At 66.7% G+C, this 25586-nt stretch carries 24 protein-coding genes; 15 read left to right on the forward strand and 9 right to left on the reverse strand.

Translation table 11 applies throughout. The features are described 5' to 3' along the window. The first annotated feature begins 17 nt into the window (after nt 1-17). Nucleotides 18-887 carry a hypothetical protein gene (locus ACFYLW_RS00510; RefSeq protein ID WP_390182420.1) on the forward strand — a complete coding sequence of 290 codons (870 nt, stop codon included), beginning with the start codon at nt 18-20 and terminating at the stop codon, nt 885-887. Here the strand turns inward: ACFYLW_RS00510 and ACFYLW_RS00515 are convergent, their stop codons facing one another. Both ACFYLW_RS00515 and ACFYLW_RS00520 read right to left on the reverse strand, forming a co-directional pair. After that, nucleotides 888-1610: a class I SAM-dependent methyltransferase gene (locus tag ACFYLW_RS00515; RefSeq protein ID WP_292082244.1), complete on the reverse strand. Its 723-nt coding sequence runs from the start codon at nt 1608-1610 to the stop codon at nt 888-890. 60 nt (nt 1611-1670) lie between these two features. After that, nucleotides 1671-4082 (reverse strand): glycosyltransferase, encoded by a 2412-nt coding sequence (locus tag ACFYLW_RS00520; protein WP_390182421.1) that lies wholly within the window; start codon nt 4080-4082, stop codon nt 1671-1673. Nucleotides 4083-4230: 148 nt separating this feature from the next. On the opposite strand from ACFYLW_RS00520, the gene ACFYLW_RS00525 reads away from it, so the two are divergent. Genes ACFYLW_RS00525 through rfbA form a run of 3 tightly spaced genes read left to right on the forward strand, consistent with a single transcriptional unit; the run spans nt 4231 to nt 8584 of the window. Beyond that, on the forward strand, nt 4231-6720 hold the full coding sequence (locus ACFYLW_RS00525) for a glycosyltransferase family 2 protein (protein ID WP_390182422.1): 2490 nt from the start codon (nt 4231-4233) through the stop codon (nt 6718-6720). Beyond that, on the forward strand, nt 6717-7616 hold the full coding sequence (gene rfbD, locus ACFYLW_RS00530; protein ID WP_390182423.1) for a dTDP-4-dehydrorhamnose reductase: 900 nt from the start codon (nt 6717-6719) through the stop codon (nt 7614-7616). Before ACFYLW_RS00525 ends, rfbD begins: the two co-directional genes overlap by 4 nt. Next, nucleotides 7613-8584 carry a glucose-1-phosphate thymidylyltransferase RfbA gene (gene rfbA, locus ACFYLW_RS00535; RefSeq protein ID WP_390182424.1) on the forward strand — a complete coding sequence of 324 codons (972 nt, stop codon included), beginning with the start codon at nt 7613-7615 and terminating at the stop codon, nt 8582-8584. Before rfbD ends, rfbA begins: the two co-directional genes overlap by 4 nt. On the opposite strand, the gene ACFYLW_RS00540 is transcribed toward rfbA, so the two are convergent. Then, a complete protein-coding gene (locus tag ACFYLW_RS00540; protein ID WP_390182425.1) occupies nt 8517-9176 on the reverse strand; it encodes a class I SAM-dependent methyltransferase in 660 nt (219 codons plus the stop codon). The two genes, rfbA and ACFYLW_RS00540, sit on opposite strands and share 68 nt — an antisense overlap. A 548-nt stretch (nt 9177-9724) precedes the next feature. Between ACFYLW_RS00540 and ACFYLW_RS00545 the strand changes: the two genes are divergently transcribed. The 7 genes from ACFYLW_RS00545 (at nt 9725) to ACFYLW_RS00575 (ending at nt 16648) form a co-directional block, all read left to right on the forward strand. Then, nucleotides 9725-11218 carry a hypothetical protein gene (locus ACFYLW_RS00545; RefSeq protein WP_390182426.1) on the forward strand — a complete coding sequence of 498 codons (1494 nt, stop codon included), beginning with the start codon at nt 9725-9727 and terminating at the stop codon, nt 11216-11218. Between the two features lie 189 nt (nt 11219-11407). Further along, the gene (locus ACFYLW_RS00550; protein WP_312062128.1) at nt 11408-11668 is read left to right on the forward strand and encodes a hypothetical protein; all 261 of its coding nucleotides are present in this window, start codon (nt 11408-11410) and stop codon (nt 11666-11668) included. Between the two features lie 31 nt (nt 11669-11699). Then, nucleotides 11700-13433, forward strand: coding sequence for a GspE/PulE family protein (locus ACFYLW_RS00555; RefSeq protein WP_390182427.1), 1734 nt, complete (start codon nt 11700-11702; stop codon nt 13431-13433). After that, complete coding sequence (locus ACFYLW_RS00560; RefSeq protein WP_390182428.1) at nt 13430-14110, forward strand: hypothetical protein; 681 nt, start codon at nt 13430-13432, stop codon at nt 14108-14110. The genes ACFYLW_RS00555 and ACFYLW_RS00560 overlap by 4 nt, the downstream gene beginning before the upstream one ends. Further along, nucleotides 14107-15021: a glycosyltransferase family 2 protein gene (locus ACFYLW_RS00565; RefSeq protein WP_390182429.1), complete on the forward strand. Its 915-nt coding sequence runs from the start codon at nt 14107-14109 to the stop codon at nt 15019-15021. Before ACFYLW_RS00560 ends, ACFYLW_RS00565 begins: the two co-directional genes overlap by 4 nt. Then, nucleotides 15018-16226 (forward strand): type II secretion system F family protein, encoded by a 1209-nt coding sequence (locus ACFYLW_RS00570; protein WP_390182430.1) that lies wholly within the window; start codon nt 15018-15020, stop codon nt 16224-16226. Before ACFYLW_RS00565 ends, ACFYLW_RS00570 begins: the two co-directional genes overlap by 4 nt. Continuing rightward, complete coding sequence (locus ACFYLW_RS00575) at nt 16226-16648, forward strand: prepilin-type N-terminal cleavage/methylation domain-containing protein (protein WP_390182431.1); 423 nt, start codon at nt 16226-16228, stop codon at nt 16646-16648. Before ACFYLW_RS00570 ends, ACFYLW_RS00575 begins: the two co-directional genes overlap by 1 nt. On the opposite strand, the gene ACFYLW_RS00580 is transcribed toward ACFYLW_RS00575, so the two are convergent. From ACFYLW_RS00580 to ACFYLW_RS00590, 3 genes are read right to left on the reverse strand one after another with little or no spacing between them, the layout of a single operon-like run. After that, a complete protein-coding gene (locus ACFYLW_RS00580) occupies nt 16645-18972 on the reverse strand; it encodes a secretin N-terminal domain-containing protein (protein WP_390182432.1) in 2328 nt (775 codons plus the stop codon). The two genes, ACFYLW_RS00575 and ACFYLW_RS00580, sit on opposite strands and share 4 nt — an antisense overlap. A gap of 17 nt (nt 18973-18989) precedes the next feature. Further along, nucleotides 18990-19457 carry a hypothetical protein gene (locus ACFYLW_RS00585; protein WP_390182433.1) on the reverse strand — a complete coding sequence of 156 codons (468 nt, stop codon included), beginning with the start codon at nt 19455-19457 and terminating at the stop codon, nt 18990-18992. Further along, entirely contained in the window at nt 19454-20131 is a 678-nt protein-coding gene (locus tag ACFYLW_RS00590; RefSeq protein ID WP_390182434.1) for a hypothetical protein, read from the reverse strand. The genes ACFYLW_RS00585 and ACFYLW_RS00590 overlap by 4 nt, the downstream gene beginning before the upstream one ends. A gap of 92 nt (nt 20132-20223) precedes the next feature. Here ACFYLW_RS00590 and gspG point away from each other — a divergent pair, with 92 nt between their 5' ends. After that, nucleotides 20224-20736, forward strand: coding sequence for a type II secretion system major pseudopilin GspG (gspG, locus tag ACFYLW_RS00595; RefSeq protein ID WP_312062118.1), 513 nt, complete (start codon nt 20224-20226; stop codon nt 20734-20736). After that, the gene (locus tag ACFYLW_RS00600; RefSeq protein ID WP_390182435.1) at nt 20711-21178 is read left to right on the forward strand and encodes a Tfp pilus assembly protein FimT/FimU; all 468 of its coding nucleotides are present in this window, start codon (nt 20711-20713) and stop codon (nt 21176-21178) included. Before gspG ends, ACFYLW_RS00600 begins: the two co-directional genes overlap by 26 nt. 3 nt (nt 21179-21181) lie before the next feature. On the opposite strand, the gene ACFYLW_RS00605 is transcribed toward ACFYLW_RS00600, so the two are convergent. The 3 genes from ACFYLW_RS00605 to ACFYLW_RS00615 are packed head-to-tail and all read right to left on the reverse strand — an operon-like array spanning nt 21182 to nt 23895. Continuing rightward, nucleotides 21182-22264: a hypothetical protein gene (locus ACFYLW_RS00605; protein WP_390182436.1), complete on the reverse strand. Its 1083-nt coding sequence runs from the start codon at nt 22262-22264 to the stop codon at nt 21182-21184. Continuing rightward, on the reverse strand, nt 22233-23294 hold the full coding sequence (locus tag ACFYLW_RS00610) for a general secretion pathway protein GspK (RefSeq protein WP_390182437.1): 1062 nt from the start codon (nt 23292-23294) through the stop codon (nt 22233-22235). Before ACFYLW_RS00610 ends, ACFYLW_RS00605 begins: the two co-directional genes overlap by 32 nt. Next, nucleotides 23281-23895: a prepilin-type N-terminal cleavage/methylation domain-containing protein gene (locus ACFYLW_RS00615; RefSeq protein WP_390182438.1), complete on the reverse strand. Its 615-nt coding sequence runs from the start codon at nt 23893-23895 to the stop codon at nt 23281-23283. The genes ACFYLW_RS00610 and ACFYLW_RS00615 overlap by 14 nt, the downstream gene beginning before the upstream one ends. A gap of 116 nt (nt 23896-24011) precedes the next feature. On the opposite strand from ACFYLW_RS00615, the gene ACFYLW_RS00620 reads away from it, so the two are divergent. Both ACFYLW_RS00620 and rfbC read left to right on the forward strand, forming a co-directional pair. After that, entirely contained in the window at nt 24012-24983 is a 972-nt protein-coding gene (locus ACFYLW_RS00620; protein WP_390182439.1) for a cell wall hydrolase, read from the forward strand. Then, nucleotides 24980-25567 carry a dTDP-4-dehydrorhamnose 3,5-epimerase gene (rfbC, locus tag ACFYLW_RS00625; RefSeq protein ID WP_390182440.1) on the forward strand — a complete coding sequence of 196 codons (588 nt, stop codon included), beginning with the start codon at nt 24980-24982 and terminating at the stop codon, nt 25565-25567. The genes ACFYLW_RS00620 and rfbC overlap by 4 nt, the downstream gene beginning before the upstream one ends. The last annotated feature ends 19 nt before the right edge of the window (nt 25568-25586 follow it).

The raw sequence follows: 25586 nt of genomic DNA on the forward strand, positions 1-25586 counted from the left end.
TTGATCCGAGGTTTTCTTTGTCCGTCACCTTTGTCCAGACAGCTGACGCCTTCTACTACGCCGAGATGGTCGGAATCACGTCACAGGCGGTCCGAGCTTACGCGCAGGGCCGTAATCTATCCTACGAGATGTTTCTGGGCCTGAAGCATGGCAAGCACCCTTGGCACGCCACCTTCAATCGCGTCTTCATTTTGGACGAGATGCTGCGCCGGGGCGTGACCGGTTGGGTCTGCTACATGGACGCGGACGCTTGGATCGAAGACCAGTCCTTCGATGTAGCTCATTACCTTGAACAGCATGCGGATCGCGCTGCGATCTTCACGACCTCTCTGGCGTCAGATAATTGGTGGGACGTCAATGCTGGCGTCTTTTTCGTCAATTTGTCGCATGACATCGGGGTGCAGTTCGCGCGCGAATGGCATGATCGCTGCCTCGATGCCTGGCCCCGCATTGCTGATGTCGCCAACTTCCCTGCAGGTGGGCCGGATGATCAGTCGATCCTGCATGAAATTCTGGCGGCGTCGGACGACTACAAGGCGGCCATGTGGGTGGAATCGCCAGACCTGATCAATTCGGCGTGGGCGAGCTTCATTCGGCAACACCTGCGGTCCAATTCGCGCGACATGCGGTCGCGTGTGGCTCATATCCGCGCCGAAGTGTCACGGGTGCTTTCCGGCGGGGAGCAGGAAGTTTTGACGCCCTCCGGTTCCAGCGCGCTGGAAGCAGTCACGGGTCTGTACGAAGGCATCCTGGGACGACCGATCGATGGCGGGGCCCAGAATGCCTATGTCGGGACTGTTGCGCGTTGCGGGCTTAGGGACGGCGTGGCGACGATCGCCGACTACATGATCAATAGCGACGAGTTCAGAGCTCGCTACAAAGGCTGATCACTGATCCGGCTGATCTGCTTTCAGATGCTTGTGAATCACCGCCATCTTGGGAATGACGGTACCGTGCGAGAATGGCTGATTGAATACAGTGGCGAAGGCGATGTCCTTGTCCAGTTCACGCAGACCGATCAGCTCTGATGCCGGGAACTCCGGGAAGGAGCCGGTCTTGAACCAGTTGTCGATGACGTCGCAGGTCTTGTGGGTGGCCGGCAGGTCGTCTTCGTAGAAGGGCGACTGCCATTGCAGGTCCTCGATGATGTAGAGTCCGCCCGGGCGCAGGTGCGGGAACAAGACCTTGAACGCCAGTTGCTGGTGGAAGGAGGCGTGCGAGCCATCATCGATGATCAGGTCGAACGGACCTTGTGCCGCCGCTCGCTCCAGATCGGCCTGAATGCCGCTGTCGCCGCGCACAAAGTTGAAGCGCGCGTCATCGACCCAAGAGAAATCGCTGATGTCGAAGCCGCAAATTTGCGCCTTGGGAAAGAATCGCAGCCACATCTCCACTGAAGGAGCGGTGCGGACCACACGATCGGCGTCGCCGCCTACTTCCGGTCCACCAGCCATCAGGCCGATCTCCAGCATCCGCTCCAGACTATGTCGGTGCGGCTGCAACAGCATGTCGTAGATGCGGGTGTAATGGTGGGGGTAGGGGTGCGTCGTACCCTTGTCCGAGCCTGAGGCGTTGGCGAGATCGGTCAGGCTCAAGATCGTGTCGGACATGGGATTTCCGGTAGGTTAGGCAGACAACAGGAGTGAAGAGGCTAGCGGCCGCTGGCGGTCTTAGGTGTCATATAGGTTGTCGAGCTGGTCCAGCGTCATGGCTTCCATGAAGTCCGTCCGCGACAGGAGGTCGCTCTCCTCGCAGATCATGAATCCGACGAGGCCCAGGCCGCTCTTTCGGACATCGACGCCCTTGGTGCCGATGGCGAAGTCGTCGAACTTGTCGCCCTTCAGACTGATGGTCAACTCGCCGGAAGTGAATGCGTCGGGCTGGACGCGGAGCGCGACCCAGCGGGTTTCCTGCGGTTCCAGCGTCCCGGATTGCGCGACCATGCCCCCGAAGGCGACGGTGTAGGGCTGCTCGTCTTCTGTCAGGCCGCGCAGACCGAGGTAGAGCCGCAGCGGCTGGTCGCCGATCAGCCGGAGGGTCAGTTGTCCGCCCTGGGGCTTGGTCCAGTTGCCCCAGTCGTCGGGGAACCACCAGCCCTGACCGCTGCGGAACCGCTCGGCGGATTCCATAGCGCGGTGGATGGCCAGGGCGTCGACGCGTCGCATCGAATAATAGCGTCCCGGCGTCGGGGCATGGGCGGCGGGCAGGGCGTCGGCCTGACCCGCGGGGAACCAGGCCAGCATCCGGTCGCCGATCTCGACGCCCAGGTCGCGCCAGGGACGCGGCTTGAAATGCTCGACGATGTTCCGCTCGCGCGATTGCCGATAGGGCAGGTCCAGCATCAGGCGTTCCAGCCGGGCGACGAACTCGGCCTGGTCGCCGACGCGGAAATAGTCGGCGAAATCGCCGCCCGCCTCCGGCAGGGACGAGGCGTCGGACAGCAGGGCCGCCTTGCCGTAGCAGAAGGACTCCGTGACCGGCAGGCCCCAGCCCTCATAGGTGCTGGGATAGAGGGTGAAGGCGCTGGCCCGATACAGGTTGGCCAGGTCGGGATCCGACACGCCTGAAACGATCATGACCTTGGCGCCGAGCTCGCGGTTCGTCTCCAGCTTGGAGAAGACGGCGTCGTTCAGCCAGCCGCGATTGCCGACGCAGACCAGGCGCGGAACCTTGGCGGCGCCATGCTTCTGGATCAGCTCCAGCCAGGCCTTGAAGGCGTTCAGGTGGTTCTTGCGCGACTCGATGGTCGAGACGAACAGGACGTAGCCGCCCTCGGACAGGCCGTAACGGGCCAGGGTCTGCGTCACGGGCACGCTGATGGACGGCTTGCGGAAGTCGGCGTCGAGGCGGACCACGTGAACGTTCGCCGGGTCGACGGCGTGACCCAGTTGATCGGCGACGGCCAGCAGATCGCGCTTGGAGGCTTCGGAGTTGGTCAGGAAGTGGTCGGCGTGGGCGAAGACGCCGAGAGCCCAGCTGATGAAGTCCTGGGTCAGTTCCTTGACGCAGTGCTCGGGCGTCATGATCGGGATCATGTCGTGGACGAACGGCACATAGTGGATGCCGTAGAGGGCCTTGGCCTTGCGGACGTGCAGGAAGTAGTTCTGCAGCCACCAGGAGGTCCCCAGATTGACCAGGCAGGCGCCGCGTCGGAAGGCGAACTCCGGCGAGAGGTCGGTGAGCGCCTTCAGGCCCTTGACCGCGGTCTTCCACGTGGCGTCCTGAACGTCGCCGCTTTCCAGCGACAGGGCGCACAGGCGCAGGAAGAGGTCGCGCGGCACCTCGACCCACAGATCGCGTTCCTTGGAGAAGGTGCAGACGGCGACATCCAGACCAGCGCGCGGGCTATTCAGCAGGCCGGAGATCACCTCGATCTGCACGCGCTGGATCCCGGTGGGCAGGCGGGCCACATTGAAGTAGCCGGCCAGGTCCGAGATGTCGAAGACGAGGTGGAGCCCGGCGTTCTGGGCTGCTTCAGGGGGCATTTGCGGCGCCAGCTTCTCGGCGGCGGCGACCCCGCCCATCAGGGCCTGGATCAGGGCGGCGTTTTCCTCGCGGATGGCCGGAGCAAGTCGAGCGAGCGCGGCGTCCAGCTGTTGCGCCACCAATTCCATGGTCACGGGCTGGGGCTCGGCCAAGGCGGTCAGGCCGGCGCGGCCGGCCACGGCCTGAGCGCGCGCCAGATCCATCTTCACGCCTTGCGCCGACAACTGCATCAGGGCGTCGACGGGATAGGAGAGGGTCGGGTCCAGCTCAGCGGCGTCGAGGAAGTAGGCGGCGGCTTCTTCCAGGCGTTGCTGCAGGCGGCGCAGATGCCCCATCTGCATGTGTGTGTCGGCGACCTTGGGGGCTAGGCGCATTGACGTCAGATAGGCGGCTTCCGCGCCCGGAAGATCGCCGGATTCTTTTTTGGCGTGGCCCAGCTGAACCCAGACGTCAGCGCGTTCGGGCTTGATCTTCAGCGCGCGGCTGTAGGCCTCCGCGGCGCCGAGCCAATTGCGCGTGTCGCGAGCCTGGTCCCCCGCCCTGATCAGCGGTTGAGCCTTGGGCTTGCGAAAGAGGGCCTTGGGCGACAGGCTCATGGAAGGTCCGATTGGCTAAGGTCTGGTCCTGGCGCCAAGGGAGGCGCGCGATCCGGCGGTTTCAAGGTCGGTGTGCGGCAGAAGGAGGTTCCCGCTGAAGCCGTGCCGATGCTAAGCGGGGCGCTTCGCGGGAACAAGGCGTCAGACGATGGAGAGCGAGATTCAGCAAGACCAATCCGGCGCGGTGACACGTGAGGACATCGAAGGGCTGTACGGTCTGGCGCTGGGGCGCCCCGCCGACCCGGCCGCCATCGAAGGTTTCATGGCGCACGAGCTGCCTTTCCTGCTGAGCGTGTTCTTCGAAGGCCCCGAGTTCCGCGATCGGGTTCTGATCCCGCTTTCCGAGCGTCGCCCTCCGGACACCGACTTCTACGCCGGGGACGTGCCGGAACAGGTGCGGAGCTGGGGACGCGCGCGCATGCCGGTCTCGGCGGAAACCGCCCTGGTTATCGAAAGGGCGGACTATTGGCCGACGCTCTATCTTGCCATTTTCGCCGATCCGGTGTTCCAGGAAGTCGTCGGCCTGAGCTCCACGCGCCCCTTCTGGCCCGAGGCCTGGGACGGTTTGAACTACCTGGTCGAGAACGCGGCCCAGTTCCGACGTCAGGCGCAGATCGAGAGCATCGGCTGGGACTGGGTCGAGGGGTGGGCGATGGATCGCGGCGCGCCCGATCAGCCCTTGAGGATCGAAGTCTGGATCGACGGACGCTTCGTCTCGGCCGGCGAGGCCGATCTGGTTCGGCGAGAGCTGCAGGACCGGTTCGGCGGCGAAGGGCGGGCCGGGTTCCGTCTGCCTGTCGGCGATCGGCTGGCGGCGGGCGGGCGCTTTGTCGAGATACGCGACGCCGAGACGGGGCGACGCCTGACGGCGGGCGAGCACGCCGCCCCCCCGTCCAGCCCGGAATCCTATGACGCCCTGACGCTTGAACTACGCAGTCTGCGGGAGGCGCTGGACCGGATTCAGAACACCCTTCCGCAGGTGGTCACCCGATTGAGCTATCCGCTGCAGGATTACGCCGGCTACGCCGAAACCTATGGGCGCACGACCGATGCCGGCCCGCTGGCAAGCGGCCAGAGCGCGCATGTTCTTGTGCGTCTTCATGCCGATGGGGCCGACGCCTTCGAGGTCGAGGACGCTGTCATGGCGGTCCTGGCCCAGACTCATGACGACTGGATGCTGGAGGTGCGCGGCCTGGATGAACACGGTCTTCAACATCTGAATTCGCTGCGCACGCGCCTGGCCTGGACGGGACGGCCGGTCGATCGGATCGCGGCCTTCGACCCTGACGCTCCGGCGACGCCTTTCGACCTCTGTCTGAGCCTGCCGGCGAGCGGCGTTCTGGCGCCCGAAGCGCTTTCGGTTTTCGCGGGCGTCTTCGCCGATCCCGAGGTGGCGGCGGTCTATGCGGACGCCGATCATCTCGAGGAAGGGGGCGAGGCGACCACTGCCCGTCGGCACACGCCGCAGTTGCGACCGGCCTTCGATCTCGACCTTCTGTGCCAGACGCCCTACGTCGGCGCCTGCGTCGCCTTCCGGCACGGCGAAGACGCGCCGTCGAGCCGTGGCGACGAGGCCGCGGCGGTCCTGCGCCTTGCGCTGGAGGGCAAGCGGATCGGTCAGGCGTCCGCCATCCTGTTCTCGAGCCGCCAGTCGGCGCCGACCGACGGCGCATGGGTCGAAACGGTCCGCGCCGCGCTCGCGTCCGATCCGTCCGTCTCGGTCCTCGCGGCCGATGATCCGTTCGGCGCGACCGTCGCCGGGGCCGCGCGCATCAAGCGCCGGCCGACCAGCAAGACGGTCAGCGTGATCGTCCCCACGCGCAACGCGCTGGACCTGCTCAAGCCCTGTCTGGACAGCGTCCTGGCCGCCGCTGCCGAAAATCAGACCGGGCTGGATCTGATCGTCATCGACCACGAGAGCGACGATCCGGCGACCCGGGCCTATCTGGCCGAACTGAGCGCCGGGGGCCTGGCGCGCATTGTCCGCTACGAAGGCCGCTTCAACTTCGCCCTGATGAACAATCTGGCGGTGGAGCAGGCGCGCGGCGAGGTCCTGGTCTTCCTCAACAACGACACGGTGGTGATCAGTCGCGACTGGCAGGACGAGATGGCCGCTCAGGCCGAGCGGCCGGATGTGGCCTGCGTCGGCGCGCGTCTGCTCTACGCCGACGGCACGATCCAGCACGCGGGCTTCGTGGCGCGCGAGCGCGAGGCCAACTTCCTGATCCACGACGGGGTCGGGGCGGCCTCCAGCGATCCCGGCTACCTGGGGCGTCACGCCCTGTTGCACCGGACGGTGGCCGTGACCGGCGCTTGCCTGGCGATCGAGGCGAAAAAGTTCAAGGCGCTCGGCGGGTTCGACGCCGCGCACTTCCCCGTCGAGGGCAATGATGTGGACCTGTGCATGCGGGCCCAGAGCCAGGGTCTGAAGGTGCTCTACGACCCCCATGTCGCCCTCTATCATCTGGAGTCCAAGACGCGTGGCTTCAGCCGCGAGGGCGAGAAGCTCAAGGTGGCCGAGGCCTCGGGCCGGCTGCTGTGGAGCCGCTGGGGCGCCCAGTTCGGCGCCGATCCCTTCTACAACCGGCGTTTCGACCGCGAGGCGCGGCCCTTCACCCGACTTCGGCCTCTGCCGTGAGCTCCGACGCGGGTCGGGTGCTGATCACTGGCGGGCGGGGCCGTCTGGCGCGCGCCCTCATGCGGGCGGCCTGGCCGCAGGGCTGGCGTCCGGTCGCGGTCGGTCGCGCCGAGTTGGACATCACGAATGTCGAGGCGGTCATGGCTTGGGTTGAGGCGCATCGCCCCGCCCTGATCGTCAACGCCGCCGCCTTCACCGGGGTCGATCTGGCCGAGAGCGAAGGGGAGGCCGCCTTCGCGGTCAATGCGGCGGGGGCGGGCCGTCTGGCCGAGGCCGCTGCCGAGACGGGCGCCGATCTGATCCATGTCTCGACCGACTTCGTCTTCGACGGTCGGCTGGGCCGTCCCTATATCGAGGCGGACGAGGCTGCGCCTCTGAACCTCTATGGGGCCAGCAAGCTGGAGGGCGAACGACAGGTGCTCGACCAGCACCCGCAGGCCCTGGTGCTGCGCACCGCCTGGCTTTTGGGCGGGCAGGGGGGCTCCTTCGTGGACGCCATCCTGAAACGCGCGGCCACGGGGCGGGATCTGCGCGTCGTCGCCGACCAGACCGGCAGCCCCACCGACGTGAACGATCTGGCGCGGGCCATCGTCGTCGCGGCTGAATGGCTGACGCGGGGGGCGGCGCCGCAGCGGCTCTATCATGTGGCGGGCTCGGAAGCGGCGACCTGGCATGAGATCGCCGAGGCGGCGGTTGAAGCCTGGGCGCGTCTGGGCGGCCAGACGCCGCCGCACGTGGCGGCCATCGCGACATCCGAATGGCCCTGTGCGGCGCGACGTCCTCAGGATTCCCGGCTTGATAGCGCCGCCTTCGCGCGCGACTTTGGAATGGTCCTGCCGGGCTGGCGGGAGCGGATCGCCGACTGGGCGGCGCAGAGCGCGGGGGCGAACAAATGAAGGGCATCATTCTGGCGGGCGGCACGGGCTCGCGCCTGCACCCCATGACCATCGCGGTCTCCAAGCAGTTGATGCCGGTCTATGACAAGCCGCTGATCTACTACCCGCTGACCACCCTGATGCTGGCCGGGGTGCGCGACATCCTGCTGATCACGACGCCGCATGACCGGCCCGCCTTCGAGTCCCTGCTGGGCGACGGCGGCCAGTGGGGCGTCTCGATCACCTATGCCGAGCAGGCCCGGCCCGAGGGTCTGGCCCAGGCCTATGTCATCGGGGCGGATTTCGTCGCGAGCGGGCCGTCGGCCCTGATCCTGGGCGACAACATCTTCTACGGCCACGGCGCGACCGACCTGTTCGCGGCCGCCTTCGCACGGCCTTCTGGCGCGACCGTCTTCGCCTATCACGTCAATGATCCGGGCCGTTACGGCGTGGTCGAGTTCGACGCGGAGGGGCGGGCGCGCTCGCTTGAGGAAAAGCCGGCGCAGCCTCGCTCCAACTGGGCCGTGACCGGCCTCTATGTCTATGACGAGCAGGTGGTCGACATCGCCGCGAACCTGAGGCCCTCGGCGCGGGGCGAGCTGGAGATCACCGACGTCAACCGCGCCTATCTGGAACGCGGACAGCTGTCGGTCGAGCGCATGGGGCGGGGCTACGCCTGGCTGGACACCGGCACCCCCGACAGCCTGATCGACGCGGCCCAGTTCGTGCGCACCCTGGAACAGCGCCAGGGCGTCAAGATCGCCTGTCCCGAAGAGATCGCCTGGCGTCAGGGCTTCATCGACGCCGGCCAGTTGGAGCGGCTGGCGGCGACGATGGGGGGCAATGACTACAGCCGCTATCTGCGGGGGCTGATCGAGGACGCAGGGCCGTGCGGGATCCTGCGTCAGGGGGAGTCCTGTTTCAACCCAGGCGGGTCAGCTCGATCATCATCTGGCCGCGCGGATGCCCCCATTCGCCGATCCACTTGAAGGCCCAGCCGCTGGGCGTCGCCGCATGCAGGTTCGACTGGCGGAAGTGGAAGGGGTCGCGGTCGTCATAGGTGACGATGCCGTCCGGGCGATTGACCACGCCTGATCCCTCAAAGACCGTCGCGAAAAACCGCGCGCCTGTCCTGAAGACCGGCGCCAGGGCCTCAAGGCTGTGGCTGTAGTAGTCGATCGGCAGGTGGGTGAAGAGAGACGTCGCGAGGCCGAGATCAAACATTACGCCGAACGGCGCCTCGAAATCAGGCGTCGCATGAAGGTGAGAGCGGGGGAGCTTGTCGGCCAGCGGGGTGGGAGCGATCTCGTGCTCATAGCCCGCCTCCAGCAAGGAGGCCGAAATGTCGATCCCGTAGTATCGGGCCGGCTCGAGATAGTCTGTCAGATGAACCCCGGCGCGCAGGGCGCCGCAGCCGACATCCAGCACCCTGTCGCCGGGCGCCAGGCCCTGTTGGACCAGAAAGTCGCGCTGAAGCGGGCCGATGACGTCCCACATGCCGCCGACGATGCCGCGATGACCTTCCGTGGTCAGCCGTTGCCGGGTGATCGATTCGTTCATGTAGCGGTTGGGGGATTGCATGTCTTCTCTCACCTTGTGGGATCGTGACGTGCCAGATGCAGGCAACGTGTCTCGGCTGCAACATTTTCCGGATATGGAGAACGGAATCGTCCATCCGAGCGGGCATCAATCCAACTCATCAAGAACTAATGTGGCGCTATTCATATCCCTGTAAGCGCTGCCGGAATGATTATATTGTCGTCTATTTGTATATTCTACGCGTCTATATCGCCTCGGATGTTATCGCTGCAGAAATTTGTTTGAAGCAGCCTTTAGCTTGGCCGCAGATGATTGCTTAAGATTTACGTATCGAGTTTTCTGGCGTCATGATTTTGCCTTGCGGCCTACGCGCAGCTGACATCGGTAACTCTTCATCAACACTTGTCTTTCGCCTCCCGGGCGAGCGCCGTTTGTCTGAAAACCCGCTTGACCAGCGCGATTGCGGCGAGATATGGAGAAACTGCCGTGGACGCAGCTTTGTCAGAGAAATCTGTCTAGGACTGTGGCCGAAAGGCGTTTCAACGTTGGCTACGTCCACACAACAGGTTTCTTTTGGGGTACCAGACCACATGACTAAGAACGTTCTTCTCGCTGCGACCGCCGTGTCGGTCATGGCCTTCGCTGGCGCCGCCAGCGCTCACACGCTGACCTTCCGCGCCGCTGCTGCTCCGACCACGGACATCGACGCTGGGGAAACCGGCGGCCCGAGCCTGCCGTACAAGCTGGCTCTCGAATCGTCCGTGGCCACGCCGACGTCCGCGACCTTCGCTCTGGTCAGCACCCTGTCGGCCGGCGCTCAGTTCCCCTCGGGCAACAACTTCGTCCAGATCGACCTGGTCGGCGGCACGTTCGACACGGCCCTGGCTTCCTCGGCTGTCGTCGCTCCGGGCTGCACCAGCGTTCTGTCGTCGGGCGGCGCTGCTGGCAGCACCACCGCCAAGTTCCTGGTCTCCAGCGCCGGCGCTGGCTGCAACCTGGCCAACCTGGACCTGCCGATCAAGCCGAACGCCGGCGCTGAAGTCTCGGTCACGACCACGCTGACGACCGAAGCCGGCGCTCCGATCGATCCGCCGTCGGCTGCCACCCTGAAGGTCCTGTCGCGCGTCGACGCCTTCAAGGTCGTCTTCGACAGCGCCATCGGCGGCGGCGCCCTGGGCGACACCTTCGCCACCCTGACCGCCAACCCGGTCTACACGACCTTCAAGGTCGGCGCCGACGCTCACGGCGTTGGTGAAACCGCCACGGTCGGCCAACTGGGCACCATCAAGCTGGTCGTCGACACGACGGCTTACAAGGACCTGGCCAAGAATCAGGTCGCCCTGGGTGACGTGACCGAAGCCAGCGTCACCGTCGACGGCAACTACAACGCCTTCAATGCCGCTCCCGGTCTGGTTACCCTGGGCGCCAACCCGATGGTGATCAACACGGGCGCCACGCAAGCCACGCTGGCTTCGAGCGGTGCCGTTGCGACCTCGCTCGTGATCGCTGCCTCGGCAGTGCCGGCTGCTCCGACCGTCAGCGGCGTTCCGTTCATCGTCACGCGTGAAGCGGCCGCCACCGCCATCCCGACCTCGACCTACAAGGCCTCGGTCAGCTACAAGCTGGACACGGCTTCGTACAACCAGGAAGGTCCGGCTCTGGGCGATCTGGAATCCATCGGTCGTGACGGCACCAACGTCGTCTTCCCGTGGATGAACAGCACGGCGATCCAGGGCGCTACCGGCACCTCGAACATCATCCGTCTCGGCAACATCGCCGGTGCGGCTACGGGTCCTGTCTATGCTCAGGTCCTGAACTCGGTTAACGCTGGCGCCGGTTACACCCCCGCCGCTGCTCCGGTTCAAGTGTTCCCGAGCATCGCCGCCAACGGCGAGCGCGTGATCAACACGGCTACCCTGACGACCGCCCTGGGCGAGTTCGGCCGCGGCGACGTGCAGATCAGCGTCGAAGCTCCGTCGAACACCGTCACCGCCCGCCGTTACGCCACCCTGGCCAACGGTTCGGTCACGGAACTGAACAGCGGCACCGTTGCTTCGGACCAAAACCAAGTTAACGTGCCTTGATAAGCGATTGATCTTCGGATCAGTTGGGAAAGGGGGAGCTTCGGCTCCCCCTTTTTTTATGCCCTGCTCGCCGCAAGCCGGGCTGAACGCGCGCGAAGAAGCCGATACCCGGCGTCAAAGCCGCCTTTTGCTTTGCGCCATGCGGCCGTCAGCGGCTATCACACGGACCTGTTCCTGCTGGAGAGCCCCGTGGCCGAATTCAAAGATCAAACCCTGACCGGCGAAGTCACGCTGGACGGCAACGTCTTCATCAACGTCGATTTCAAGGACGCAGAGCTGAACTATAGCGGCGGCGTGCCTCCCGGCTTCGACAACTGCCGCTTCACCAATGCGACCTTCAGTGTCGGTGGCGCTGCTGGAAACACCCTGGCCTTCTTGCGGTCGATGGCGCCGGCGTCGACCAACATGCGTTTTGTCGTTCTGGGCCTGCTCCCCGAGCTTCAAGGCTAGCGCCTGATTTCGTCGACGGAACCTCCCCCTCGTGACCCTGTCTACGGCCGTCAATCTCAGTCCCGTCGCGCGCCGTCTCGGCGAGGTGCTGGTCGAGCGCGGCCTGGTGCGCCCCGCCGACATCGCCAACGCCCTGTCGCTGCAGGCGCAGAACGGCGGCCTGATCGGGCTCAACCTGGTGCGTCTCGGCGCCCTGTCCGAAGCCCAGCTTCTCGACGTTCTTTCCGAGCAGCTGGGCCTGGCGGTCCTGCTGCCCGAGGACGGGCCCGCGCCGGAACGCATCTCGACCTTCCTCGACGAGATTCGCTCGCCCCTGGGCTGGTGGGCCGAACGCGAGGCCGTGGCCTGGCGCGAGGGCGAAGAGGGGGCCTCGCGCATCCTCTGCGCCGCGGTTCAGCCGATGGACCCCGCCCTGGCCGAGCGAATCAGTCAGGCGACGGCCGAGCCTGTCGTCTTTCTGCTGGCCCAGCGCTCCCTGATCGAGGCCCTCACCGAGGACCTCAGCCGCGACCACGCCCCGGCGCTGGATATGGGCTCCGGCGGGGCCGGCGCCGACGCCGCCCGCCTGCGCGAACTGGCGCAGGAAGCGCCGACCATCGACTTCGTCAACGCCGTCTTCGCCGAGGCCCTGACGCGGCGCGCCTCCGACGTTCACGTCGAACCCTATGAGGACCGCTTCCTCGTCCGTATGCGGATCGACGGCGTCCTGACGACGGCCCGCAGCGCCCCGCGCTCGAACTTCGACGCGGTCTGCTCGCGCATCAAGCTGCTCAGCGGCATGGACATCGGCGAGCGCCGCCTGCCGCAGGACGGCCGCCAGTCGATCCGCGTCTCGGGGCAGGAAGTCGATCTGCGCGTCTCGACCCTGCCGTGCTCCTGGGGCGAATCCATCGTCCTGCGTCTGCTGGGCAAGACCAGCCGCCTGCCGCAGTTGTCCGAACTGGGCGTCAGCCCCGAACAGGAAACGGGCTTCCTGCGTCTGGCCGAACACCCCAACGGCGTCTTCCTGATCACCGGCCCGACCGGCTCGGGCAAGACCACCACCATCTATCGCCTGCTGACCCACCTGAACGACGGCGAGCGCAAGATCATCACGGTCGAAGACCCGGTCGAGCTGGACCTGCCCGGCGTCATCCAGGTGCGGGTGCGTTCCGAGATCGGGCTGACCTTCGCCGCCGGCCTGCGCTCCATCCTGCGCCAGGACCCCGACGTCATCATGATCGGTGAAATCCGCGACCCTGAAACCGCGCGAATCGCCGTCCAGGCCGCCCTGACCGGCCACATGGTCATCTCGACCGTCCACACCAACACGGCCCTGGCCGCCATTCCCCGTCTGCTGGATCTGGGCATCGAGGACTATCTGCTGGCCGACGTCATGCGCGGCGTGGCGGGGCAGCGCCTGATCCGTCGCCTGTGCGACGACTGCGCCCGTCCCTCGACCGCCGCCGAGGCCAAAATTCACGATATGGCCATCCCCGCCCATCTGCGGACCATAGCCAAGCGCGAGCCCGCCGCCTGGCGCGAGCCGGTCGGGTGCGCCAAGTGCGGCGGCAGCGGCTTCCGCGGCCGCGTCGGCGTCTATGAACTGGCGCCCATGACGCCGGCCCTGATCGCCGGCATGCGCGCCTCGGCCGACGAGGACCAACTGACCGTCGCCGCCCGCAGCGAGGGCTTCCTCAGCTTCGCCGATGACGGCTTCCTGAAGGCGCGTCGCGGCGAGACGGCCCTGTCTGAAGTCTATCGAATCGCCGGAGCCGGTGAATGAGTCTGCCGCCTGTCGCCGTCATCGGCATGCACCGTTCGGGAACCTCCTGCCTGGCGGGCTGTCTGGAGGACCTGGGCCTCAGCCTGGGCGACGTGGTCACCTCCGCTCCCCACAACAAGAAGGGCAATCGCGAGAACCCGCGCTTCTGGCCGGTGCATGACGCCGTTCTGGCGCGGGTCGGCGCGGCCTGGGACAATCCGCCGACCGAGCCCGTGGCCTGGACGGCCCAGGAGCGCGCCGATCTGAAGGCGGTTCTGGCCGACTATGACGCCCTGCCGCTGCCCTGGGGGTTCAAGGACCCGCGCGCGACCGTGCTGCTGGACGGCTGGTTCGAGGTTCTGCCTGATCTCAAACTGATCGGCTCGATCCGCCATCCCCTGGCCGTGGCCGGGTCGCTGACGGCGCGCAACGCCTATAACCAGTCGCGCGGCCTGGGCATCTGGGCGACCTATAATCGCGCCCTGATCCGCTGGCGCGATCAGATCGCCTTCGACGTCATCGACTATGACGCGCCGGACTATGAGGCCCGTGTCCGCGAGGCTGCGGCGCGTCTGGGTCTGGATGCGGCGCGGCCCATGTCTTTCCGTGAGGCCGAGTTGAACCATCAGAAAGCCGAGGGCGAGGTTCCTGCCGGCCACGCTGATCTGTGGCGCCGGCTGCAGGAGCTGGCGGCATGACGCCGCTGGTTTCGGTCATCGTCGTCGGCTTCGACATGGGCCGCGAACTGCCCCGGACGGTGGAGTCGCTGCTGTCGCCCTACCAGATCGGGATGAGGCCCGAGGATGTTCAGGTCATCGTCGCCGACAACGGCTCGGCCGAGCCCGTGCGACGCGACTGGTTCCCCGCTGACGCAGACGTCACGGTTCTGCGGGTCGATGACGGGGGCGTGTCGCCCTGCCGCGCCATCAACCGCGCCGCCGCCCTGGCGAAGGGCGAACTGATCGCGGTCGTCATCGACGGCGCCCGGATGGCCTCGCCCGGCGTCATGAAGGCGGCGCTGGAGGCCTCGCGTCTGCACCCCGACGCCTTCGTCACCACCCTGGGTTTCCATCTGGGGCCCAAGGTGCAGCAGGTCTCGGTGACGGAAGGCTATGATCGCGATGTCGAGGATCGGCTTCTGGCCGACATCGCCTGGCCCGCGGACGGCTATCGTCTGTTCGAGATATGCGCCCTGGGCGAAAGCTATCGCGAGGGCGCCTTCGTCGCGCCCCCGGAGACGACCTTCTTCGTGCTGAGCCGCCAAAGGTTCGAAGCCCTCGGCGGTTTCGACGAGAATTTCAAGGCGCTGGGCGGCGGCTACGCCAACTACGACTTCTTCGAGCGGGCCGTTGCGGACGCCGGCGCGCCTCTGGTCATGCTGATTGGCGAAGGCACCTTCCACCAGCTTCACTATGGCGCCACCACCCAGGCGGGCGGGATCGGGCGCCCGGCCGATGAAGGCGAGGGCTCGCTGGGCGACGTCTATGGGCGCGAGTATGAAGCCATTCGGGGCCATCCCTATCGCCGCAGCACGCCGCAGCCCCTGTTGGTCGGACGGATCACCCATCCTATGGTCCGTCGTCTCTTCTTCCCGCCAGCGGCCGTATGACCGACACCCTGACCTTCCAGTATGAGGCCGCCGGTCGCGACGGGCGGATGGTCAAGGGCCTGATCGGCGCGGCCGACGAGGCCGCGGCCATGCGCCGCCTGGCCGCCGACGGCCTGACGGTCGTCCGCATCAAGCCCGCAGCCGCCGCCAAGGCCGAGGGCCGCGAGCGCGGCCTGCGTACCGGCGAGCGGGTTCTGGTGCTGCGTCAGATGGCGCTGATGCTGGAAGCGGGCGTCTCCCTGCTGGAGGCGCTGGATACGGTCGCCCAAGGCATGCAGGCCCGCAAGGGCAAGCGCCAGTTCCAGGCCGCCATCGGCGCCCTGCGGCGCGGCGATTCGCTGGGCGACGCTCTGGAGGAGCACGTCCCCGGTTTCCCTGACTACGTCTACGCCATGGCCCGGGTCGGCGAGGCCTCGGGCCGCATCGCCGATGTGCTGAAAGAGGCTGCGGAGCAGATGGCCTATGAGGACCGGCTGCAGCGCGACTTCGCCAACGCCATGACCTATCCGGCCTTCCTCGGTTTCGCCGGGGTGGCCGCCATCGGCTTCATCTTCACCCAGGTGGTGCCGCGCTTCGCCACCATGATCGGCGACGACCGCGAGAACATCCCCGCCATGTCGCGCTGGGTGCTGGAGACGGGCGAGTTCGCCAACGCCAACCTGGGCGTGGTCGGCGTCGCGGCGCTCCTGCTGGCCGGCGCGATCTTCTTCATCGTGACGAACAAGGCGTTCCGCGAGCGGGCCTATACCGTGGCCCACGGCCTGCCGGTCGTCGGGGCGGTGATCCAGGCGCGCGAGGTCGCGTCCTGGGCGCGGCTGACGGCATTCGCCCTGAACAACGGCGTGCCCTTGCTGTCGGCGGCGGCGCTGGCGCGGGCGGCGGTGCCGATCGGGCCCTTTCGTCAGGGCCTCGATCTGTTGGACAGCGACCTGCGCGCCGGCATGACGTTGGACGCCTCCCTGGGGTCGCACACCAGGCTGGAAGCCATGGACCTCAGCCTGCTGCGCGCGGGTCAGAAGTCGGGGGCCATCGGCGCCATGTTCGGCTTCATGGCCGACAACTACGAGGCGCGGCTGCGCGACCGGATGAAACGGATGACGGCCCTGCTGGAGCCCATGGCCATCGGCATCATCTCCATCGTCGTCGGCTTCGTGGCCCTGTCGCTGGTTCTGGCCCTGTCGAGCGTTTACGAAGGCGTCGTCTGATGCGGACGCGAGGGCGGGGGCGCGACGGCTTCAGCCTGATCGAGGCCCTGGTGGCCCTGGCCATCGCTTCGATGACCCTGATGGCCATCTTCGAGCTGCAGATTCAGATGACGCGCAACCAGCAGCGCGCGGCCCTGGCGATCGAACAGGTGGCGGTTCAGGAGAACGCCCTGGCCCTGACGCGTAGCCTCAATCCGATGGCGCAGCCGCAAGGGCGGATCGAGTTGCCCGGCGGCGACGTCGTGATCTGGTCGGCTGAACCCAGAGGCGAGCGCCGCGTCAACGCCGGCTTCCCGGCGGGCCAGGGCGCATTCGAGGTGCAATTGTACCGGGTCACCGTTGTGGTCGAAAGGGCGCAGGGAAGGCCCCCTGCACCCTTGGTATTCGACCGGGTCGGCTGGCGGAGGCTGCTGGAAAGCTAGCTCTGCGGCTCGGTCTGCGCGGGGGAGGCCGTCGCGGAGGGGACGGTGCTCGCTTGCGGCTCCGTGGCGCGGCGATCCGACGGTCGGTTGGGCGACGGCAGGTCGAAGCCCACGCCGCGCACGCCATAGCCGACGTTGAACGGCGTCAGCGTATAGGACCAGCCGCGACCGGTGCGGAAGGCCGCGTTCATGTCGCTGGCGTAGCGGTCGGCGTAGTCGGCCATGTCCTCGTCGCCGCGCAGGATGTGCGGCGTGATCAGGATCAGCAGTTCGGTGCGGTTGCCCTTGACCGAGTTGTTCTGGAAGGCCGAACCGATCACTGGCAGGTCCTTGATGAAGGGAACGCCGGTGTTGACCTTGCTGTAGTTGTTGCTGATCAGGCCGCCCAGAACGCCGGTCCAACCGTCGGTGATGGCGATCTGAGTGGTCAGGCTGCGATTCAGGATCGGCGGGCTGGCGATGGCGGGGTTGTCTGAATCGCCGACTTCCGAGATTTCCTGGCTGATGGTGATGTCGACCCGGTCGCCATAGACGACGGGCTGCAGGTCCAGGATGACGCCGGTCTGACGATACTGGACGCTTTGCAGGATGTCCGTGCCGTTATTGCTTTGATTGTCGCTGGCGCGCTGTGAGGTGATGATCGGCACGTCGGTGCCGACCTGGAAGCGAGCCTGGCCGCCGCTGCGGGCCACCAGTTGCGGCCGTTGCAGGATGTTGACGCGGTTGTTGCCGGCCTGGGCGTTCAACCGGGCGCGGAAGTCGGGACCTGTGAAGCTCATCAGCAGGCCGCCGCTGCCGATCGTGATGCCCTCCGTACTGCCGGTGAGGGTGCCGTCACCGCGCACATCGGTGCCGAACAACTGCACGCCCAGGCTGGTGTTGTCGTTCAGGGTGACCTCGGCGACCATGACCTCGATCACCACCTGGGGCGCAGGCGTGTCCAGCGTCGTCAGCAGCGAACGGAGCTGGGCGAACTCGGTCGCCGTGCCGGTGAAGATGATGCGGTTGCCGATGGGATCGGTCAGAACCTGGCCGTTCATGAACTGGCCGCCGCCCTGGCCATTGGCGCCCTGTTGCCGTGCGGAGGTCTGCTGGCCGCCGGCGCCGCTGCCAGCCTGGGCGGGCGGGGTTCCGGGGACGCCGACCGGCGGGCGGGCCTGGGCCGTCGTCGGCGCCTGACCCATGGCCAGCTGGCCCAGCGAGGCGGCGTCGGTGTTCTTGACCTGATAGACGAAGGTGGACGCCTTGTCGCCGAGCGCCGCGGGCCGATCCAGGGTTTCGGCCCAGTAGCGGGCGCGGGCCAGGATTTCGGGATCACGGCCGAAGATCAGGATCTGGTTGGCCGTGGGGAAGGACAGGATGACCAGCGCCCGCCCGGTCCGATCGACCGTGGACACGACATAGCCCTCAGTCGTGAGGACGCGGTTCAGGGCTTCGGTCAGAGCCTCGGCGGACCAGAAGGAGGGCTCGACGCGCAACACCTCGGCGCCGGAGAAGCGCGGCTGGTCGATCTCGCGGAGGGCGCGCACCACCTGGCCCACCTCGCGGCCGGAGCCGGAAATGATCAGGCTGTTGTTCATCACGTCGGGGGTGATCCGGGCGCCGGACAGGTTGGGATAGAGGTCTTGCAGCAGGCTCTGCAGGACGTTCACTTCGATGGTCTGGACCGTGTAGAATTGCACCACCCGACCCGCCGTCGGGGACGGGTTTCGGCTGCGGTTGATTTCGGTGCCCGTGCCGCCTTGCGGCGAAGCCCCGACGGTGACGAAGCCGCCGTCGACATAGACCTCGACACCATACTGTTTCAGCGCCTGCTGGGTCAGGGCGAACAGGGCGCGCTTGCTGATCGGGCCGCCGCTGCCCCCGGCGATGACTTCGTTGCGGGTGGCGACGTCGGGGGCCAGGGTGAAGGGCACCTTGAGCACGCCGCCGAAGACGGTGGCGGCGAACTGGGGGATCGCCTGGGGCGACAGGTTGGCGTCCACCATCTCGTCCGAGACCAGGGCCGCGATCTGCTCCGGTGTGGCCGGCAGGCGGGTCGGACCGGCGGGAGCGGGCGGACCAGGGACGGCCAGGGTGCTGATGTTGTTCTGGGCGCGCGAGCCGCGATCCACATTGACGCCGCCGGCGATCAGGCCGTCCTGTGACGCGCCTTCGACTCGAGTGTCGGGGCGCGACACCGTGGTGTTCATTTCGGGGAAGGCGGCGCAGCCGGCCAGGATGACCATGGGCGCCAGACAGACGGCGGCGCGCAGGCCCGCACGACGCAGGGCGGTCGCGGCAGGGCGCTGGAAGGCGGAGGGACCCGCGGTCAGGTTCGTCATGCCATTCTCCTCGATACTCAACCGAACACCCGGACGACGCGCGTTTCGCGTCCCTTGGCCAGGGTCACGGCCTCAGCCGAAATGTTTCTTATGCGCCAGCCGTCGCCGAAGCGGCCGCCTTCACTGATGGTCGCGACGCCGCCCGAGGCGTCGCCGACCAGAACGCGCTGACGGCCGGTGGCCGGGTCGCGCTCGACGCCGCGCAGCGCCGCCTTGAAGGTCACGGCCACATCGGGCGGCGGAGGCGGCGGGGGAGGCGGGGGCGGCGGGGGCGGGGGAGGCGGTGGCGGGGGGTCGGACCGCAGCGTCTTCAGAAAGGCCACGGCGCCCACGGCGCTTTCGCCCGGACGCACGACCAGCCCTGAACGCGCCGACTGGCCGCGCACCACGGCGGGGGGCTCCTCCGGCAGGCCGGGATAGGCGGCGCCGGTCAGGAAGGAGGCCGCCAGCATTAGCGGCGGAGCCAGCCACAGAAGCTGCTTCATGACGCCGCTCCCGCGGCGGGGACCCGCACAGGGAAGGCCAGGCCGATGCGGAGCTTGCCGTTCACCGGCGGAGCTGCGCCGGGTTCAACGACGCCGTTGAAGGGCGTGATTTCGTAGCGGAAGGCCGTGACGCGGAAGCCTTCGGGCCACTCGCCCACCTTGTCGAGGAAGGCGAAGGCGGGCCCCCAGCGTAGGTCCGACTGAACCTCGGCTTCCAGCCACTGGGTCGGGCCGACGGCCTCGATCTTGGTGTTGGTGGTGATGCGCGGATTGGGCAGGCCCGACGCGGTCGCGGCCTCCAGCAGGCGTTGCTCGATCAGCACCTGGGCCACAGCGGCGTTGGTCGCCTCGAAGCCCCAGCCGTTCATGTCCTCCAGCGCCAGACGGTCGGCGGCGCCCTCGGCCACCCGCCGCGCGGCGTTGGCGGTCATGCGGGCGGTCGACTGTTCAGTCAGGGCTTCGATATAGCGGTCCGCCTGGGTCGTGCGCCATTCCAGCGCGGCCACCGGAGCATAGACGGCGGCGCCCAGGACCAGGCCGCCCAGCAGGACGCGCTCGCGCATGGTGGTGGCGCGCAGCCGGTCCTTCAGCGTCTCGATCGACGCGCGCGTCGAAGCGACCATGTCAGTGAAGAAGCCCTGCAAGACGCGTCCTGTGTCAGTGTTGCGGCGCACGGGTCTGCATTGTGCATCGACCCCCCATGTGCTGTGAGCTATAGCAACCGTTAAAAGCCCATAACAGCTTAGAAATCCAAGGCGATCGTTTGATGTACCGCGGCCGTTCCCCTCTCCGTCACCGTTTTGCGCTGATCGTTGCCTCGTCGCATCAGCGCAGCCGTAAATCCCGCGAAGGCTACAGCCTACTCGAGATCCTTGTCGTCCTGTCGATCATTGCCCTGATCGCGGCGGTTGTGGGGCCGCGCCTGTTCGCACAACTGGACAAGTCCAAGACCCAGACCGCCCGTCTGCAGATCCGTTCGCTGGAAGCGGCGCTGGAAACCATGCGTCTGGATATCGGCCGTTTGCCGACCGAGCAGGAGGGCCTGGGGTTGCTGATGCAGGCCAACGCCGAAACCGTGCCGGGCTGGTCCGGCCCTTATCTGGACAAGGCTCTGCCGTCTGATCCCTGGGCGCGGCCCTACATCTACGTCGCTCCCGCCGCGCCGACCTCCAGCGATGTGGCCCCGGACAACCGCGCCCGCGTCATCAGCTACGGCGCCGACGGCGCCGAAGGCGGTCAGGGCGCCAACGCCGATGTCAGTTCCGATCAGGCCCGCTGACCCTGGGTCGCCCCGGCCCGCCCGCGGCGGCTATACCCTGATCGAGGTTCTGGTGGTGCTGGCGATCTTCGCTCTCAGCACCGCCATCATCATGCCGTCCACGGCGCGAATGCTGGATCAGACCACGTCCCACGCGGTCTTCTTCGAGTTCCAGCGCCAGGTGTCCGACCTGCGTCGCGAGGCCAACCGCACGGGCGTGCCTTTGCGGGTCGTCGATCCCTCTATGCCCAGGGCCGAGGACGATCGGGTGCTCACCTTGCGCTCGCCGTGGCGCTATACGCTGGCCCCCGCGCTGGACATCGCCGAGGGCGGCGGCTGCTCGACCGTCAGCGCCAATCTGATCAATCAGGATCGGGTGGTCATGACCCTGCGCACGGATGACGGGACCTGCCGGTTCATCCGGCTGCAGGCGGAGCCGGCCAAGGGGCGCGCGGCCCCTTAAGGCTCAGGGTTCCGGCGTCAGCGGCGGGGCGGCCTCGCGCACCTTCATTTCCAGCGTCAGGGTCTGGGCAGTGCCGTCAGTGCGCGGCTGGACGTCGTGGAAATAGCCCGAACTTTCCAAGTCATCGACCAGGGGCGCGATCTTGTCGATCGCAGCGTAGGGCAGGGTGAAGCTAAGGATTTCGGTCTCGGCGTTCACGGACGTCGGCGTCAGGTCGTGGAAGGCCAGGATGCCGATGGCGGCTCCGGCGGCGCTCAGCGGACTGGTCTGTTCCTCGATCTGGCGATAGGCGATCAGCTTCTTCTGGCTGGCATCCAGATTGCGCACGGCGGCGGCGCGCGGGGTGGCGGCGCGGATTTCGGCGGTCTTCAACTCGACCTGCGCCGTGTCCTTGGACAACTGATAGCCCTGACCAAACAGGAAGGCTCCGAAGCAGAGCGAGGCGAAGGCCACGCCGCCGCCGCCGAGCAAGGCCAGTTGCTCGCGCGTCAGTTCGACTGGCGCGAGCGCGAAGGCCTCGCGGTTGTCGAAGGCGATGGGCAGGTCGGCGGGCGCAGGCGGGTCTTCCGGCGCGACCTCCGCGGCGCGCTGCAGCCGCACGAAGGCGGACCAGGAGGCGGGGTCATAGCGCTCACGACGCCAGGCCGAGGCGACCAGGGTCTTGCCGCGCCAGAGTTGGGCTTCATAGCCGAGCTTCAGTCGGACGATGCGCCAGCCCTCGCCGCGCGGCTGGGCCAGGGTCTCGGGGCTGATCAGGGGGCGGGCCGTCATGGCGCGGGGCGCCAGAAGCGCATCGACGCGGTCCGCGTCCCACCACCAGACGCCGAAGTCTTCGCCGGCCTTGCTCAGGGACGAGCCGGAGCGGACGTAGGGGGCCGCGACTCGGGCGTGCAGGGCGGCCGCTTGCCGACGGCGGCCGCGCGGCAGGGCGGCGGTCTGGAACAGGCCGAAGGCGCAGAGGTCGCGGGCCAGCAGCACCACAGGTCGGCGCAGCATCCGTCCCACGGCGCCGCCGGGATGAACGACGTCGATCGCGCCATCAGCGCTGAGCCGCTCAACGCGGGGCGTAAGGAAATTGAGTTGCATCGGATGTGTCAGCCGCGGCCCGACGGGGGGCCTCTTTCAATTCAGTCTGATCGATCCAGAATGGCTGCTCAAGGCCGCCCGGCGTCAAAATTATTCGCCCCCGGTAGGTCCAGGCAGATCTGGTGTCTTTAATCGTAAATATCATTCTTCCTGACGGGAAGACGTATGATATTTCATCATCTGGAATATATCGGGCGCCAGTCGCTGCGGCAAAATCTGAAAAGCTATTGAACATAAGCTTTGATCTGGCGTTTATTGCAGATTCCGATTGCTTTTCGTCCAACCCAAACAGGATTTCCATCGCCTCTTTGGTCGAGGTGTTCAGGTTCGCATTTAATAGTGTGTGATCTGACGCCAGGTGAGGGCTCAATTTCCGCCACTTGCTCGCGTCAACGCTGTTTCTGGCCCCGAGGACGGATAGCCATTCGTTTGGTGTTTTGAGGGGCCGGTTCGCGGCAGACGTATCCGAGTAGTCTCGCTGTTCCGCGCCATCTATCCGGCGTAAATTGTCAGGATCGACGTAATCGAGATACCTGGCTCTCAGGCGAGGTATTTCGGCATCTTCAACGCCGACGGCCTGCATCAATCTCGTGTGCTGTTCTTCGCTCAGGGACGCCAGGTTGATCAGGCCTGCTTGATCTTGAACCTGAACGATCATTTTACCAGACAGGTCAAACGCGTAGGGGCGACCGTCAAGTTGAATGAAGCCCTGTTTAAGATTTGAGGCGTTGCCCTCCGCGCCGGAAAACAAATCGACGATGCGCGGGGCGCCGATCGCGATGGCGCTGGAACGAATAGGCTCTGTCACCGCGAGGAAGGTGAGGTTCGCCTCCGCTGTCAGGGCGCTTTGGAGGAACCTGACGCGCGCTCGCGCCGAGGCTGCTTCCGCCGTCAGGCTGGCTAGTGCTGTAATGGCGACAAGAAAAATAAGCGTGACGACGCCAGTGACGGTCAATACGGCGGGAAGTGCAAAACCTCGGCGCGTATTGATGGCGTGTTTCTTGTGAGAAGAGGGTTCAGAGTCCTTCATCGGCCCTGATCCATGCTTCCGGTCTCCCAGATGACGCCATTTCGACAATATCAGCCGATGCGCCGTTGAACCGTATCCACACCGAAGCAGCTTTTAGTTCTTCAAGCCCGCTATTGCGTGAGGGGGCGTTGGAGAAGTTTGAGCTCCAGTTGGTTCTATCCGTCGAATACGAGAAGGCGCTTTCCGCACTGGCGGGCAATAGTTTGATGCGGCGTGTTCCCAGGATGCAGAACAGGGCTCTGCCTTCCGGGGAGGGTTCAATCCGCAATTTCAGGCGACCCGCCCACCCCTGCGGCGCGCACTGGTTGGCTCTTTCCATGACGACGTCCATTTCCAGTTCGTCGGAGGAGCCGATCACGGGTTGATCCACCTCCGCCCTGAAGGCTCTTGCCGGCATCAGAACCGAGCTACGAAAGATGACGCGGACGTCGTTTACGGAAACGTCCAGATCTGCGGCGTTCATGGCTCGTCGACCGAGCGAGAAGCCCGTGTCGCCGGCCTTGATCCCGATGGAGAAGATGACGGCCAGCGCCATGCCGCCGATCGCCAGGACGACCAGGGCTTCGATCAGGGAAAAGCCGGCGCGGCGGGCAGTCTGCATGACCGGCCCTTACTAGGGCTTCCCGCGCCGCCTGCCAATCGGTTCAGGCTACGCCTCAGCTTGGCGCTGATGGTCGCGGCTGGTATGCAGACCGCATAGTTTGTTTGGGGGGATCGATGCGCGGCGTCGCCTCGGTGCTGATTGCAGGGGGATTGGGGTGCGCCGTCTGGGCGGGCCTGACCAATCACGCCCGCTTCGCCCAGGCGGAACCCGGCGCCGTCAAGCCGATCCCCGCCTACGCCGCCGCCGCCGTCGAAGCGCCGGTCGAGAGCGACAAGGAGCGCCGCGCGCGCCTCAACGTCCGCCTGCAGACCATGATCAAGGACGGCAAGGGCGTTCGCCTGACCGACGCCCCGCCGCCGGTGCGCCGTCGGGCCGAGATCCGCCCTTCGCCCCCGGCCGCGCGTATGGCTGCGACACCGTCGCGTGCGGAACCGGCCGCGAGCTTCGCCCCGCCGCCGGTCAATGCGAACGCCGCGCCGTCCGTGCGTCGCTCCGGCTATACGCCGCCCTATCTGGACCTGAAGACGCCGCCGCGCGTGCCGGACAACGACCTCGAGTGCCTGACCCAGGCCATCTATTACGAGGCCCGCAACGAGAGCGAGGCTGGTCAGGCGGCGGTCGCCGAGGTGGTGCTGAACCGCTCGCGCCACCGCGCCTATCCCAAGCGGGTTTGCGAGGTCGTCTATCAGCGCAACAGCCGCACCTGCCAGTTCACCTTCACCTGCGACGGCTCGATCGGACGGCGCGCGATCAACCCGGTGGCCTGGGCCCGCGCCGAGCGCATCGCCCGCGAAGTCTATGAGGGCCGCTCCGCCAGCCAGCTGCCCAAGAACTCGGTCAATTATCACGCCAACTATGTGCGTCCTTCCTGGGGTTCGCGGCTGGCCCGCGTGCGCCAGATCGGGGCCCATATCTTCTACGGCGCGCCGCTGAACGGCAGAACCAACCCCGGCGCCTGGGAGCGGGAGCGCGAACCGGCGCGGTCCGGTCTGCTGTTCGTGCGCAATGACGCGCTGGACCGGGCCTATACGCTGATGACGGCCCAGGCGGCGCCCAGCGAGCCTTCCGCTCCGGCGGGGTCGTGACGGGCGACGTCGTCCTGTTGCGGACCCCGCGTTACGGGGACGAGCGGGGCTGGTTTTCCGAGACCTGGTCGCGCGCGCGCTTTCACGCCGCCGGGATCGATTGTGACTTCGTGCAGGACAACCATTCGCGTTCCGAGCCGGCCGGGGTGATCCGCGGCCTGCATTTCCAGCACCCGCCCTATGCCCAGGCCAAGCTGGTGCGTTGCGTCCGCGGCGCCATCCTCGATGTGGTGGTGGACCTGCGCGCCGGATCGCCGACCTTCGGTCGGCATCACGCGGTCGAGCTGTCGGCCGAGAGCGGCGACCAGCTGTTCGTGCCGCCCTCGTTCGCCCATGGCTTCGTCACTCTGCAGCCCGGGACCGAGGTGGCCTACAAGGTCACGGCCCCCTATGCGCCCGCGCATGAGGCGGGTCTGGCCTGGAACGATCCGGACCTGGACATCGCCTGGCCGGTGGCGGCCGCCGACGCCGTGCTGACCGAGCGCGATCGGAACTGGCCGCGCCTGCGGGACCTGGGCACGCCCTTCGACGGCGAGACCCCCATGAGCCTGTCGGTCGTGGACCTCGGCCGCATCAGCCGCTAGCCCTGTTCGGCGGCGGCCA

Origin of the sequence: Brevundimonas sp. NPDC007368 (assembly GCF_042869015.1) — a bacterium.
GTDB lineage: Bacteria > Pseudomonadota > Alphaproteobacteria > Caulobacterales > Caulobacteraceae > Brevundimonas.